Below are 14,212 nucleotides of genomic sequence, written 5' to 3'. Positions count from 1 at the left end.
GGCTACCACTCCAGGGTGTGGATCTTCTTGGCGGACAGGTCGACGACCATCCGGCTGGTGTCCAGCCAGGTGCCGTCGGGCAGCCGGACGAACAGCCGCAGGCACCGGTGGACCTCGCACTCCCTGGCGGGCCCGCTCTCGCCGAACGGGGTGAAGATCAGCCCGCGCAGCCCCAGGTCCGCCGCCGACCGCAGCCGGCCGCCCCCGGCCCTGGCGTACGCGTCACGCGTGAGCTTGCCGTATCCCGGGTGGGACAGCAGGAGACCGGCGGCCGTCGTCTCCTCCTCCCTCGACGGCGGCGGTTGCACCCCCCGCGCCACGGTCTCCCGCACGATCTCGCCCCGGCCGAGGTCGACGGTCCGCACGATGAGCCTGTCGTTGCCGTAGTCGTAGAGGTACGCGTCGGCGCGGCGGCGGTCGGAGGAGTCCTTGTCGTCGTCGCGCTCCACGTAGAGCAGCTTGATCCGCCCGGCGGCCATGTGTGATCTGGACCCCGCCGACGCGATCGTGGTGGCCTGGGCGACCTCCTGGCCGGTCAGCGGGTCCTCCTGCGCGGGCAGCCGCAGGGTGGACCTCGCGGCCTGGGATCCCTGCTCGCCGGAGAGGAACAGCACCGCCCCGGCGACGACGGCCACCCCCGCCCCCGCGACCGTCATCACCATCAGTCTTCGCCCCATGAACGCCCTCTTTACTCACCGTTGACTTTTCATTGCGAAGAGTAGCGATCGGGGAGTGTCCCGGCGGGTCCAAAGGCGTATTGCACTTTTGATTTACCTTGTTGGCGTTAATGGATTTTGTCCGCATTCAGGGCCTGGAGTGCCGGAGCGGGCCGGGGCCTTCGCCGGCCGGGTCCGGGCAGGCGAAGACAGGCAAGGGGCGCCGGGGGCGGGCGAGGGCACTCGGGGAACCTCGGAGAATCCGGGGGAACCTCGGGGGGCTCCTCGCCCACCCGCCTCACCCACCTGCCGGAAGCGTGTCCGGCAGGAGGTCCCACTCCTCCCAGGAGATCCCCCTGCCCGGCCAGCGCACCGAGGTGAACGGCCACGCCTCGTCCAGCCAGGCGCGGACCACCGGCTCCAGCTCCTCCTCCAGGCCCGTGCCCTCCTCGTCGGCCCGTACCCAGAACGACACGTCGGCGTCGGCCCCGCGCTTCTCCGGAGGATCGACGTAGACGCACCCGAGCAGGCGGGACCCGTCGGGACTCATGACCGCGTAGTTGAACGACCTGCGCAGCAGGGCCTCCTTCTGGTGCCAGGCCAGGTCGATCAGGTTGTCCTCCAGCGTCATGTCGCCGGGCGGCCAGCCCCACAGCGGGAAGCGTTCCCGCAGCCGGGCCGCGCTGCTCATCACCGCGTCGAAGTCGCGCACCGCGTCGTGAATCGTGATGGGCCGGATGCGGAACCTCGCGTGCTCCACACCGGCGGGGATCTCATGGGTTCTCGGGAGGAACGGCATGCGGACCAGGCTGGCGCACCCGCCTTGGCGCCCGCTGAACGCCCGCTTGCCCGAACGCCTGCCCGAACGCCTGCCCGAACGCTTGCCCGAACGCTTCCGCTCCCCGCCGCGTACGGCGCCGGTCACGTCGCCCGGCCGGACGCCTCGGGAGAGCATGGACGGCCGCGCCGGGACGCCGGGACGCCGCCACGGCGGCCCGCGCTCCGGGCTCCCGGCCGACGCGCCGTCAGCCCTCCCGGGCCTTGGGCGGCCGGAGGCATCCCCGCGCCTGTTCGCCGTGGCACCGATCCGTTCTCTTCCCGCGCCTGCAGTGGCACCGATCTTCCCGGTGCCGGTCGCGGGAGTCGCGCTTCAGCTTCAGGGAGTTCGACTGGTGGTTACCGCTGTGCAGCCCCGTGGCCGGGGATCCCGGACGGGTGAGGGCCGGTTCCTTGGTGGCGGTGGCTGTGGCCGTGACAGTGGCCGTGGCGGTGACCGTGACCGTGACGGTGACCGTGGGTATCGGTGTGGGTGTGACCGTGGGTGTCGGTGTGGGTGTGACCGTGGGTGTCGGTGTCGGTGTCGGTGTCGGTGTCGGTGTCGGTGTGGGTGTGGGTGTCGGTGTGGGTGTCGGGGTGGGGGTGGGTGTCGGTGTCGGGGTGGGTGTCGGAGTAGGGGTGGGTGTCGGTGTCGGGGTGGGTGTCGGAGTAGGCGTGGGGGTGGGGGCCCCGCAGTTGAGTTCTGTGCTGAACGGGGTGTCGTGTATCTCTCCGCCGTCGGCGGTGGATGTGCCGTGGGTCAGTTCGCGGACGATGACGTTGCCCTCGATGTTGGAGGAGTTCTCGTCGACCAGCGCGGCGGACGGGGCGAAAACCGTCCCCTCGATGGTGGCTCCCATGCCGGAGGGCAGGTTGATGGCGGTGGCGTCGGGGAAGTTCAGCAGGATGAACGGGCTTTCTTCCGCTCCGACGCCGGCGAAGTTGGGCGGTGCCCAGGTGTAGACACCGCCCACGGCGGTCGTGTCCACGACGATCATGAGGGGGCTGGTGGCCGTGGGCCGGTCGTCGAAGGTCAGGCTGGCGATGTTGCTCAGGTTCGCGGCGCTGATCTGGAGGACGTTGGTGACGTTGGGAGTCAGGTTGACATGGGCGTCGGCTCCGGGAGGGATCACACCCCCGGGGTAGGGCACCCCGTTGGCGTTCTCCAGGATCACGGTGTTCGCGCACTGGGCCAGGGTCGTGGCCCGCTCGCGATAGGTGGCGAAAAGCTGGGGGAAGTCGAATATCGAGGCGGGGCCCACAGAGGCGACGGGCTGGCGTACGGTCAACTCGACCCTTGAGGGCGCCTCGTAGTCGCCGGTCGCGTTCACTCGCGTGTTGACGAGCGCGCCGTTGTTGTCGGTGTCCATGACGAACGTGCCGGAGAGGTCGCCGATCTTGACGTAGCCGCTCGAGAGCACCTGGACCCTTCCCGTGGGGATGCTCCGGGCGAAGTCGACCCGGCCACCCACCACCAGCGCCGTGGGCCGCGCGTCGCCGGGCGCGACGTAGGTGCCCGCCGTCGCGCCGGCGATCCGGTAGTCGCCGGTCAGGATGAGGTCTCCGCCCACGGCCAGCGTTCCCTCGTTCTCGTTACCGGCCAGCCGGGCGTCCGACTCCACGACGACGGTGAAACCGTTGTTCCCGCTGACCGGGTTGAGCGGTGCCCGTGCCGAAGCGGAGCTCAGGAGAAGGACCCCCGCGCTCAGAGCGAGGGCACTCAAGCAGATGGAACAGCCCAGGACGCGCATGGATCCCTCTCTCACCTGGTTCGTCGACCGGCAAGCCTAGGAATCCCGGAAGTTTTTACGCGCTGCGGGAAGTCAAGTGTCCGTCATTTGTGCGGCTCGAATTCGAGGTGAGAAGAGGGCGGACACCTGGCCGGCGGGTCGATGACACGGCGGGGCTCGCCCGATCACCCCGTACCGCCGAGCCTGGTCAGGAGGCCGGTCAGCTCGCCGGCGCTCGCCCGGGTGAGGGCGTCGCCCATGCCGACGGCGATCGCCCCCGCGCGGATCCACTCCGGCGCGTTCTGTACGGTCACCCCGCCCGTCGGCATGAAGGGCACCTGGTCGAGGGCGCGGGACAGGTCGCCGAAGGCGGCCAGGCCGATCCCGGACGCGGGGTAGAGCTTGACGACGTCCGCGCCGAAACCCATCGCGGTCAGCGCCTCGGTGGGGGTGAAGGCTCCGGGCATGGCGGCGGCCCCGCCGCGGTGCGCGGCCTCGATGACGGCGCGGTCGACGTTGGGCGCGACGACGAAGCGGGCACCGGCCTCGATCGCCTCCTCCGTCGCCCGCGCCGTGAGCACGGTCCCGGCGCCCACCACGGCGTCCGGCCACGCGCCGGCCAGTTCGCGGATGAGCCGCAGCGCGCCGGGGGTGGTCATGGTGATCTCGATGAGCCGCACACCCGCGGCCAGCACCTCGGTCGCGGCGGCGCGCGCCTCGTCCTCGCTCCGCTTGCGGATGATCCCCACCAGCCGGTGGGATCTGACCAGGTCGATCATCGATCGAATCCTTCCTGTCCTGAAACGAAGGCCTCGTACTCGTGCAGGCGGGGGAACCCCTCGTAGTCGCCCCGGTGGGCCACCACCTGGGCGGCGGTCCACGACCCGGTCCGCAGGGCGTCGGCGAAGGACCGGCCCCGGAGCAGCTCGAACAGGTAGCCCGCGGTGAACGCGTCCCCCGCTCCGACGGTGTCGACGACGGCCGGGGCCGGGTGGGCGGGCAGGTCGACCGGCTCACCGCCCCGCTCGACGGCGACGCACCCGCGCTCGCCGCGACGGATCACGACCCGGGGGACGCCGAGGTCGGCCAGGGCGCTCAGCGCGTCCGCGCAGGTGGTGGTCGCGCTGATGGCGAGCGCCTCGTCCTCGCCGAGGAGCAGGTCGTCGACGTCCGGCAGCAGCGTGCGGCAGGCCGCCGCGGCCTCTTCGAGGGTCCACAGCTTGCGGCGGATGTTCGGGTCGAAGCTCACCGGCACCCCGTGGTCGCGGGCCAGGCCGACGAGGGTGCGAACGGCCTCGGCGGGCCCCTCTCCGAGGGCGAGCGTGACGCCCGTGACGTGGACGCGGCGGGCCGCCGCGACGAGCTCGCCGGGCACGTCGGCGCCGGTCAGCTCGGTCGCGGCGGATCCGGCCCGGTAGTAGTACACGTTCGTGAGATGCGGGCCGAGCACCTCCTTGACCATCATCCCCGTCGGGGACCCGCCCGTCTTCACGTGGCCGACGTCCACGCCCTCCCCGCGCAGGGTGCGGTGGACCTCCACGCCGAAGGGGTCGGGACCGACCCGCGAGATCATCGCGGGCCGCGCGCCGAGCCTGGCCAGGCCGATGGCGACGTTCGCCTCCGCCCCGGCTATCGACTTGGCCAGGCAGGACGCGCTGTCGAGGCGCTGCCCCTGCACGTACAGGCTGACGAGCGTCTCTCCGAGGGTGAGGATGTCGGATACCTGAACATCAGGCATTCGCATGGCATTCGTCCTTGAGGTCGGTGTGGAACGCGGAGGCGGTGAGCCGCCAGGCCACCGCTCCGGAGGCGGGTACGGTCCCGCGCCGGCCGGGCCGGACGCGGCGCCGGGCACCGGCCCGACGCGGACGTCAACGTCGGCGCGGCGGGACCGGGGCGAGCCGGCCGGTCACCATTCGGCGAACGAGCCGTCGTCGTGGTGCCAGACCGGGTTGCGCCAGGCGTGGCCGGTACGGTCGGCGCGGCGGACCGCCCGCTCGTCCACGGTGATGCCCAGGCCGGGGGCGTCCATCCGGCGCAGATGCCCGTCGACGAAGCGGAACGGCTCGGGGTCGACGACGTAGTCGAGGAGGTCCGCCCCCTCGTGGTAGTGGATGCCGACGCTCTGTTCCTGGATGAGGAAGTTGGGCGTGGCGAAGGCGACCTGCGCGCTCGCGGCCAGGGCGATCGGGCCGAGCGGGCAGTGCGGCGCGAGGAGGGCCCCGTAGGTCTCGGCGAGGGCCGCGATGCGGCGTACCTCGGAGATGCCGCCCGCGTGGGAGAGGTCCGGCTGCACCACGGCGACACCGGCCCGCAGCGGTTCGAGGAACTCGGCGCGGCCGTACAGCCGCTCGCCGGTGGCGATCGGGATCGGCGAGCAGGTGACGACGTCGTGCAGGGCGTGGCCCTGCTCGGGAAGCAGCGGCTCCTCCGCGAACAGCGGCCGCAGCGCCGCGAGTTCGGGGAGGATGCGGCGGACCGCCGCCGCGCCCGCCCGGCCGTGGAAGTCGACGGCCACGTCGCGCTCGGCGCCGAGCACCTCCCTGGCGGCGGCGAGCCGCCGCACCACGTCGTCGATCTCGGCCGAGGTGGGCAGGGGGGAGAGGCGGCCGCTGGCGTTCATCTTGACCGCGGTGAAACCCGCCTCGACCTGGGCGGCGACCTCCGCGGCCACCTCGCCGGGCTCGTCCCCGCCCACCCAGGAGTACACCCGGACGCGGTCGCGCACCGGACCGCCGAGCAGCGCGTGGACCGGGGCGCCGTACGCCTGCCCCGCGATGTCCCACAGCGCCTGGTCGAGGCCCGCGACGGCGCTGGAGAGCACGGGGCCGCCCCGGTAGAAGCCGCCCTTGGTGAGCACCTGCCAGTGGTGCTCGATCCGCAGGGGATCCTCGCCGACGAGGTATCCGGCGAGCACCTCCACCGCCGCCCGAACCACCTCGGCGCGGCCCTCGACGACCGGCTCGCCCCAGCCGACGATGCCCTCGTCGGTCTCCACGCGGCAGAAGAGCCAGCGCGGCGGGACGAGGAAGGTCTCGACTCGCTCGATCTTCACTGCGTTTCCTTCACGTCTTCCGGGTCCTGGGAGTTTCCCGGCGTCCGTGCGGAGTCCGGGAGCTTCGAGTCCTGCGAGGTCCTCACTGCTCTTCCTTCGATCGGCGGATCCTGGCCACGTCGTGCACGGCCTTGGCCAGCAGCCCCCGCATGGCGCGTTCGGCGGCGTCCGGGTCGCGGTCGTGGATCGCCTCGACCACCGCCCGGTGGCTGGGCACCGGGTCGTCGTGGTGCTCGCCGCCGTGCACGAGGCGGTCCCGTTCGGCCAGGCCGGTCTCGATGACGATCTCCATCCGCTCCAGCAGCTCGTTGTGCGTGGCGGCGAGCAGCGCGCGGTGGAAGAGCAGGTCGGCGGCGACGGCCGCGACGGGGTCGCCGTCGGCGGCGGCCATCGCGCCGAGCGCCGCGTCCAGGGCGGCGAGGTCCGCCTCCGTGGCCCTGTCGCTGGCCAGCCGGGCGGCGGCCGGTTCCACGATGGTGCGTACCTCGTGCAGCTCGTCCAGCAGCCGGGGGTCGGTGTGCTCGTCGAACTGCCAGCGGATCACGTCGCCGTCGAGCAGGTTCCAGTCGGTGCGCGGCCGCACGAAGGTGCCGCGCCGCTGCCGGGCGTCGACGATGCCCTTGGCGGAGAGGACCTTGAGTGCCTCGCGCAGTGCGGTGAGGCTCACACCCAGCTCCTCCTGCAGAGCCACGATGTTGAGCGTCTCGCCCTCGGCGATCCCGCCGCTGAGGATCCGCCGTGCGACGATCTCGACGGTCTGCCCGTGGACGCCGCGATGTGCGTACCGTGCCAAGGTTTTCGCGCCTTCCCTGTTGGTGATCGAGGTTGGTGATCGATGGTTCAGGCCGAGGCTTTCATCGCGGTCCCGCCGCCGTCCACAACGGGACCGGCGCCGGTCGCGTGAGCCGCGTCCGGCGACGCGAGGAACGCGACGGCGGCGACCGCCGCGGCCCCGCCGGTCTCGTCCCGGACGTCGGCGACCACGGACGGTGATCGCCCGCCGGTGGACCGGATCTCGCCCGCGAGGCATGTCGTGTCCCGGGCGTCCGGCGCGTCCGGCGACCCCGCCGCGGCACCACGGCGGCTCCCTCGTCGGCGGGACGCCGGGCGCTCGCCACCCCGGTGCCGGCCAGGACCCCTGTGACCAGCGTGATCTTCTCCGGAAGCCGGTGCACGACCATCCTCCCGTCGTTCCGCCGATCTCAGTTAAATCATTAATTATGAAATATATTGACAGTCGACGGGGACCGATGCAACCTTCTGCTCACGACGTTCACATGACCGACACAAAGCGAATGTCACGTAACGTGTCGACGAAGGAGGGAACACCCTTGAGCGACTTCGACTCCGGTCGCCGCCGGTTCCTCGGGCAGATGGGGCTCGCCGGCCTGGGCGCGCTCGGTGCCGCCGGGCTGGCGAGCGGCTGCGCCACCTCCGCGACGAAGCCCGCCGCGACGGCCGCCGCCACCTCGTCCGGTGCCGCCCCGGCCGGGCCGGTCACCCTCCAGTCCAACCTCTCCTCGCCGCAGGCCAAGGCGGCGATGCAGAAGATCGTCGACGGGTTCAACGCGCTGGGCAAGGGCACGGCGACGCTCAACACGGTCGCCGCGGAGACCTACCGCACCCAGTTGCCGACCTACCTCACCTCGGCCGACCCGCCCGACCTCTACACCTGGTACGCGGGATCGGTCGCCAACAACTACGCCGACAAGGGCCTGCTGCTCGACGTGTCCGACGTGTGGGGCTCGATGGGCGACTACCCCGCGGCGCTGCGCGAGCTGTCCACCGACGGCGCGGGCAAGCAGATCTTCGTGCCGATGAACAACTACTGGTGGGGCTTCTTCTACCGCAAGTCCAACTTCGCCAAGTGGGGCGTCCAGGAGCCGAAGACCTGGGCCGAGTTCCTCACCCTGTGCGAGACGCTGAAGGGCAAGGGGATCCCGCCGATCGGCATCGGCCTGGGCGACACCCCGTGGGTGGCCTCCATCTGGTTCGACTACCTGAACATCCGGATCAACGGGGCCGGCTTCCACCGGGAGCTGCTCGCGGGCGAGCAGCGCTTCGACGACCCCAAGGTGAAGGCCGTCTTCGCCAAGTGGCGCGAGGTGCTGCCCTACTTCGACCCGAAGGGCAAGGCGTACCCGTTCCAGGAGGCGACCACGGCCCTGCTCGGGGGCAAGACCGGGATGTTCCTCATCGGCACCTTCTTCGCCGACGCCGCCCCCAAGGACGCCCTCGACGACCTGGACTTCTTCCGGTTCCCCATCATCGATCCCGGCGTGCCGATCGTCGAGGAGGCGCCGACCGACGGCTTCTTCGCCAGCGCGAAGTCGGCGAATCCGGCCGGGGCCAAGGCCCTGCTCACCTACCTGGCCTCGGCCGAGGCGCAGGAGCTCTACATCGCGAGCAGTTCCGGCATCGTGCTCCCGGCCAATCCCAAGGCCAAGGCGGCCGACTCGCCGCTCGTCGCCAAGGGCAAGGCGATGCTGGACGAGGCCGCCGACCTCACCCAGTTCTTCAACCGCGACTCCAGCGACGCCCTGCAGCCGACCGCCGACACGGCGCTGACCCGCTTCATGGACGAGCCCGACGAGATCGACACCATCCTGAGCGAATGGCAGACGGCCGCGCAGAAGGTCTTCAAGGGCTGACGTGACGGTCACCTCCTTGCCTGCGACCCCGGCCGGACCGGCGAAGCGGCGGCGATCGGTCCAGCGCCTGTCTCCGCTGCTCGCGGTGTTCGTCCTGGTGCCCTTCGTGGTGGAGAGCGTCTGGGTCTTCTGGCCCGCGGTCCAGGGTCTGTACCTGTCGCTGACGCGCTGGGACGGGCTCACCCCGCCCGAGTTCGTCGGCCTGGCCAACTTCACCGAGCTCGCCGGCGACCCGATCTTCCGGGGTGCGCTCGGCAACACCGTGCTGTGGCTGGTGCTCTTCGGAGGGCTCTCCGTGCTCGGCGGCTTCGGCATGGCGCTGCTGCTGCAGCGCGAGCGGCGGGGCGTCGGCTTCTACCGGGCGGCGCTGTTCACCCCGGTCGTCTTCTCGCTGGTCGTGACCGCGCTGGTGTGGCGGGTCTTCTACCAGCCGGACGGGCTGGCCGACCAGGTCCTCGTCGCGGTCGGGCTGGAGCACCTGAGCCGCCCCTGGCTCGCCGACCCGGACACCGCGCTCTACGCGGTGATCCTGCCCGCCCTCTGGCGGCAGATCGGCTACGTCATGGTGCTCTACCTGGCCGGCCTCAAGGCGATCGACCCGGCCCTGTACGAGGCGGCCAAGGTGGACGGGGCCGGGGGCTGGCAGCGGCTCAGGAACGTCACCCTCCCGCAGCTGCGCGGGGTCAACGCGGTCGTGCTCTCGGTGATCGTCATCGACTCGCTGCGCTCCTTCGACATCGTCTGGGCGCTCACCAGGGGCGGGCCGTACCACTCGTCCGAGCTGCTGAGCACCTACATGTACTCGGCGGCGTTCCAGAGCCTGCGCCTCGGCTACGGCTCGGCCATCGCGGTGGTCATCTTCGCGCTCGCGCTCGTCGTGATCCTCGGTTACCTGGTCCGTGCGTTCCGGGAGGAATCATGACAAGAGGACTTCGGACCGGTGCCTTCCACGGGGGCATGACGCTGCTGTCGCTGCTCTGGCTGTCACCGATCATCTGGGTGGTGCTCACCTCGCTGCGCACCTTCGACGACGTGGCCGCCAACGGCGTGGGCAGCCTGCCCCGCTCGTTCACGTTCGACACCTACCGTCAGGCGTGGAGCGACGGCGGCCAGCTCCAGTCACTCGTCAACAGCTTCCTGGTGACCGTGCCCGCGGTGGCGCTGAGCCTGCTGCTCGCGGCGATGGCGGCGTTCGCGCTGAGCCGCTACCGGATCCCGTTCCGCCGCACGCTGCTGCTGGTCATGCTCGCGGGCAACCTGCTGCCTCCGCAGATCCTGCTCATCCCGGTCTCCAAGTTCGCCGAGCTCACCGGCACGTACGACACGCTCGCCGCGCTGGTCGCCGTGCACGTCGCGTTCGGCCTCGGCTTCTACACCTTCGTCCTGCACGGTTTCATGCGCGAGCTGCCCGGTGCGATCCAGGAGGCGGCCACCATCGACGGCGCGGGCGTCGCGCAGGTCTTCTGGCGCATCGTGCTGCCACTGACCAGGCCCGCGCTGGCCGCGCTCGGCGCCCTCTCCTTCACCTGGATCTTCAACGACCTGCTGTGGGCGATCACCGTGCTGCGTACGGACACCAGGATGCCGGTCACCCCGGCGCTGCTCGGGCTGCAGGGCCAGTTCGTCTCCTCCTGGAACGTCATCGCGGCCGGCACGATCATCGCCGCGGTGCCGACGCTCCTGGTGTTCCTGCGGTTCCAGCGGCACTTCATCTCGGGCCTCGCGATCGGAGCGGTCAAGTGACGCGGTACGCCCCTTCGGCGGCCCCGGCCCGGTGGCGGAGACTGCCGGCATCCGCGGGGCGAGCCGGGCGTACGAGAACGCGACCCGCTCCCGCGCTCGTCCTGACGCCCTCCCCCGGGGGCCGGTGACAGGCCCGCCACCGATCGGCGGGCCTGTCACCGGGAGAGGCGGGAAGACCGGTTCCCCGGGGGCCGAGACCCGGGGCCGGGATGTTTCCCGCCGTGTCCTGGGGGTCAGCTACACGGCGAGCCGTTGAGGGTGAACGAGCCGGGGGCGGCGTTGGTGCCGCTGTAGGCGCCGTTGAAACCGATCCCGGCGGACTGTCCGGGGTTCAGGGTGCCGTTGTAGGGGGCGTTGCGGCCGGTCACTACCTGGCCGGACTGCGTCCAGGTGGCGCTCCAGCCCTGGGTGACCTGCTGGTTCCCGGGGAAGGTGAACCTCAGCTCCCAGCCGTTGATCGCCGAGGTGCCGGTGTTGGTGACGGACAGGTTGGCGGTGAAACCGGTGTTCCAGCTGTTGGCGCTGTAGGTGACCCGGCAGGAGGAGGTGCCCGGCGTGGGGGTGGGGGTCGGCGTGGGTGTGGGGGTCGGTGTGGGAGTGGGAGTGGGAGTGGGAGTGGGGGTCGGTGTGGGTGTGGGGTCGGAGGTGTCCAGGCCGAAGAACTGGATCGCGGACTCGGCCATCCCGCTCTGCGGCAGGTTGTGCCCGACACCCGGCAGGCTGTAGGACTCGACCTTGACGGTGCCCGTGGAGTCGGCGTAGCGGCTGCGGTTCCAGCCCGCCCGGGGGGTGTCGGTGGAGGTCGGCGTCTGGCTCAGGCCGTGGACGTTGGTCCACTGCTTGACCGCCTCACCCAGGTTCGGATAGCGCAGGGTGGAGTCCTCGGTGCCGTGCCACAGCTGGACGCGGGGCCGGGCGCCGGTGTACCCGGGGTAGGCGGCCCGCACCAGGTTGCCCCACTCCTGGGGGGTTTTCACGATCGTGCCGTTGGCGCACTCGCTGTTCCACCCCGAGGAACTCGCGAAGCAGCCGAAGGGCACGCCCATGAAGGCCGCTCCGGCCTTGAACACGTCCGGGTACAGGCCCAGCAGGACCTCGGTCATCATCGCGCCGGAGGAGGCGCCGGTCACGTAGACCCGCGAGGGGTCCGCGTTGTGGCGCTGCTGGACGTAGGTCACCATCGACATGAGCCCGACCGGGTCGCTCCCGCCGCCGCGCCTGAGCGCCTCGGGGGAGGAGACGTCGAAACAACTCCCGCTGCGGGTGGCCGACGGGTAGATCACGATGAACCCGTACCGGTCGGCCAGCGAGGCGAACTGCGTGCCGGAGTGGAAGGCCGGGCCGGAACCGGTGCAGTAGTGCACCGCCAGCAGGATGGGGGGCCGGGGCGCCACCCGATCCGGGACGTAGAGGTGCATCCGCAGGTTGCTGGGGTTCGTCCCGAAGCCGGTGACCTCCACCAGGGAGGCGGAGGACGCCGAGGACGCCAAGGACGCCGAGGACGCCGAGGACGCTGCCGAGGTCGTCAGTGCCAGGCCGAGCAGGAGGGGGAGGGCCGCGCACACCGCGCGCAGGGCCGTTCTCATCCGACCGCTCCCCGGTCCCGGCCGGGCCCGGCGTGGAACATCGCTGTCGGACATCGTCGATCTCCTCTCGGCTACGGCCGATCGCCGGGCCCCCCGACCGTCACGGCCCCGGCGTTCGACGTCTCACTTGTCGCCGAAAGTTAAAGTTGTTCGCCGAAATTTTCAATCACCGGCGGGCGGGCACGGGCGCGGCTCCGGCTCCTGCTCCCTGTCCGTGCCATTTCCTCGCAGGTGAAGGACGCGGCCGATGCCGGAACCGGCGGAGGCGTCCCCGCATGGTCTGATGAAAGTTTCCGTGCCCGGGCCGGCGGCCGTCTCCTTCGAACCGGGCCGCCGAGGGGTTCAGCGATCGCTCCACCTGATCTCGTAGGGCCGGAGGGTGAACTCCCTGCCGTCCACGGTCGTGGTGGTCTCCGCCTTGGTGGTGTTGACCATCAGCAGCTTCTTCGGCTGGGCCAGCACCCGGATCCCGGGAGCGGAGGAGGTGACCTTCTCCAGCTCGGCCCCGGCCGGGAACCAGGTGGTGAAGTCGCTCACCAGCTTGCCGGTGGGGAGCATGGCACCGGTCTTCGGGTCCCACATGCACCCCTGGCAGCCCTTCACGGACTGCGGGTTCCAGTACAGCGCCGTGGCGGCGCCGCTCTCGGCGAACTCGATCATCGAGGCGGCCTGGACGGCGAGTCGCATCGGCTCGGGCCAGGTGGTCTTGTCCTCGGGGACGAAGTACCACTCCGCCCACCAGACCGGCATGTCACCGGTCCTTTCCCGCAGCCAGGTGGTGACCGCGCCGAACTTGCCCAGCGCTCCGAACGCGTCGGGCAGCATCTCGTGCGCGTCGGTCAGCGAGGCGCCGTCGACCACGACGAAGTCGGCGCCCTTCTTGTTCTTGAACCAGTACTCGAAGGCGTCCAGGGCGTTCTGGTTGACGACCCCCCACGGCCCCCGCAACTCGGATTTGCCCGTCCTGTTGCTGTCGAAGCCGAGGTAGGGCCCGCCGACCTGGGCGTCGGGCCGGGCCGCCTTCACCGCGTCGTAGACCTTGTTGTAGAGCGTGGTGTAGCCCTTGAAGTCCGCGGGCTTGGAGTGGTCCTTCCAGAAGCCCTTGAACTCGTTCCAGACCATGAAGTACTTGACGTCGCGGTACTTGGTGGCGACGGTCGCCGACAGCTTGGCGAAGTCGTCGAAGTGCTTGGGATAGGGGGCGTCCTCCAGATGCTCGGCCCAGCCCGCGTCCGAGGTCGGGCCCTCGGGGCCGCCCTTCATCCAGTCGGGGGCGCAGCAGAGCGTGATGACCTGCGTGCCGCCGGACTTCCTCATGAGGTTCGTCCGGCTGTCGAGGTCCTCCCAGAAGTACTCCTGCGGGCGAGGCTGGGGGTTGAGCGCCCCGAACCCCATGATGTGCTGGTTCTGCAGCATCGGGGTCCGCGCGAGTGCCCCGGCCACGACCTGCTCGAACTGCTCGGTGACGTTGTTGGCGCTCACCCCCGTGTGGGTGAACCCCCAGCGGGGCCACGCGGGGTCGACCGGCGGCGCCTTCTGGATCGTGGTGGCGGGTGCCGGCGAGGCGGCGGCCGGCTGCCGTACGACGGGATCCGCCTGGTCGGCGGTGTCGCCGGAGGAACAACTCGCCGCCACGAGTGCCAGTGCGACGACCCCCGCCGCCGAGGCGATCGCCCGGACGGGACGCCGCCATGTGGATCCCCCGCTACCTGATGACACCTGATACCCACCCGATCTTCAGCATTCGCTTTGCACCGAGCGTTCCACAGGCGATGTAAGAGCGTCGTACAGGAACGCGGCTCACCGGCAAGTGTCCCAGCCGACCTGCGGAAACGTTCCCCCGGGGGCCCGGGATCGGTGGGTGGCGCGCCACCGCCGAGATCCGGCCTACGCCGTCTACTTCAAGCGATCTGCCCGGTTCTGTGGTGCTTCGCTCGGCGGAGGTGAGTGGGTTTGAGGGGTTTTCGAGGACGCC

13 protein-coding genes are annotated in these 14,212 nt (G+C 70.8%); 3 read left to right on the top strand and 10 right to left on the bottom strand.

Features of this window, described 5'->3' with window-relative positions:
• Nucleotides 1–2: 2 nt before the first annotated feature.
• The 8 genes from AB0F88_RS40730 to AB0F88_RS40695 all read right to left on the bottom strand — a co-directional run bounded on the left by AB0F88_RS40730 (nucleotide 3) and on the right by AB0F88_RS40695 (nucleotide 7,241).
• Nucleotides 3–677 carry a hypothetical protein gene (locus AB0F88_RS40730; protein ID WP_362696823.1) on the bottom strand — a complete coding sequence of 225 codons (675 nt, stop codon included), beginning with the start codon at nucleotides 675–677 and terminating at the stop codon, nucleotides 3–5.
• A 277-nt stretch (nucleotides 678–954) separates the two neighbouring features.
• Complete coding sequence (locus tag AB0F88_RS40725; RefSeq protein WP_362696821.1) at nucleotides 955–1,611, bottom strand: GNAT family N-acetyltransferase; 657 nt, start codon at nucleotides 1,609–1,611, stop codon at nucleotides 955–957.
• Nucleotides 1,612–1,681: 70 nt separating this feature from the next.
• On the bottom strand, nucleotides 1,682–3,196 hold the full coding sequence (locus AB0F88_RS40720; protein WP_362696819.1) for a choice-of-anchor A family protein: 1,515 nt from the start codon (nucleotides 3,194–3,196) through the stop codon (nucleotides 1,682–1,684).
• Between the two features lie 191 nt (nucleotides 3,197–3,387).
• Entirely contained in the window at nucleotides 3,388–3,981 is a 594-nt protein-coding gene (locus tag AB0F88_RS40715) for a bifunctional 4-hydroxy-2-oxoglutarate aldolase/2-dehydro-3-deoxy-phosphogluconate aldolase (RefSeq protein WP_362696817.1), read from the bottom strand.
• Nucleotides 3,978–4,946 (bottom strand): sugar kinase, encoded by a 969-nt coding sequence (locus AB0F88_RS40710; RefSeq protein WP_362696815.1) that lies wholly within the window; start codon nucleotides 4,944–4,946, stop codon nucleotides 3,978–3,980. The genes AB0F88_RS40715 and AB0F88_RS40710 overlap by 4 nt, the downstream gene beginning before the upstream one ends.
• Nucleotides 4,947–5,111: 165 nt before the next feature.
• On the bottom strand, nucleotides 5,112–6,257 hold the full coding sequence (dgoD, locus tag AB0F88_RS40705) for a galactonate dehydratase (RefSeq protein ID WP_362696813.1): 1,146 nt from the start codon (nucleotides 6,255–6,257) through the stop codon (nucleotides 5,112–5,114).
• An 82-nt stretch (nucleotides 6,258–6,339) separates the two neighbouring features.
• Nucleotides 6,340–7,050: an FCD domain-containing protein gene (locus tag AB0F88_RS40700; protein WP_362696811.1), complete on the bottom strand. Its 711-nt coding sequence runs from the start codon at nucleotides 7,048–7,050 to the stop codon at nucleotides 6,340–6,342.
• Between the two features lie 47 nt (nucleotides 7,051–7,097).
• A complete protein-coding gene (locus tag AB0F88_RS40695) occupies nucleotides 7,098–7,241 on the bottom strand; it encodes a hypothetical protein (RefSeq protein WP_362696809.1) in 144 nt (47 codons plus the stop codon).
• 347 nt (nucleotides 7,242–7,588) lie between these two features.
• Between AB0F88_RS40695 and AB0F88_RS40690 the strand changes: the two genes are divergently transcribed.
• The 3 genes from AB0F88_RS40690 to AB0F88_RS40680 are packed head-to-tail and all read left to right on the top strand — an operon-like array spanning nucleotide 7,589 to nucleotide 10,651.
• Nucleotides 7,589–8,908 carry an extracellular solute-binding protein gene (locus AB0F88_RS40690; protein WP_362696807.1) on the top strand — a complete coding sequence of 440 codons (1,320 nt, stop codon included), beginning with the start codon at nucleotides 7,589–7,591 and terminating at the stop codon, nucleotides 8,906–8,908.
• Between the two features lie 16 nt (nucleotides 8,909–8,924).
• Nucleotides 8,925–9,830, top strand: coding sequence for a sugar ABC transporter permease (locus tag AB0F88_RS40685; protein ID WP_362696805.1), 906 nt, complete (start codon nucleotides 8,925–8,927; stop codon nucleotides 9,828–9,830).
• Nucleotides 9,827–10,651 carry a carbohydrate ABC transporter permease gene (locus AB0F88_RS40680; RefSeq protein WP_362696803.1) on the top strand — a complete coding sequence of 275 codons (825 nt, stop codon included), beginning with the start codon at nucleotides 9,827–9,829 and terminating at the stop codon, nucleotides 10,649–10,651. Before AB0F88_RS40685 ends, AB0F88_RS40680 begins: the two co-directional genes overlap by 4 nt.
• A gap of 233 nt (nucleotides 10,652–10,884) precedes the next feature.
• On the opposite strand, the gene AB0F88_RS40675 is transcribed toward AB0F88_RS40680, so the two are convergent.
• A complete protein-coding gene (locus AB0F88_RS40675; RefSeq protein ID WP_362696801.1) occupies nucleotides 10,885–12,237 on the bottom strand; it encodes a PHB depolymerase family esterase in 1,353 nt (450 codons plus the stop codon).
• Between the two features lie 342 nt (nucleotides 12,238–12,579).
• Complete coding sequence (locus tag AB0F88_RS40670; protein WP_362696799.1) at nucleotides 12,580–13,956, bottom strand: xylan 1,4-beta-xylosidase; 1,377 nt, start codon at nucleotides 13,954–13,956, stop codon at nucleotides 12,580–12,582.
• Nucleotides 13,957–14,212 lie beyond the last annotated feature (256 nt).

It is taken from the genome of Streptosporangium sp. NPDC023963, from assembly GCF_040639135.1.
Classification (GTDB): domain Bacteria; phylum Actinomycetota; class Actinomycetes; order Streptosporangiales; family Streptosporangiaceae; genus Streptosporangium.
The sequence above is the reverse complement of the archived record's forward strand: the minus strand, read 5'-3'. Positions and strand labels throughout refer to the sequence as shown.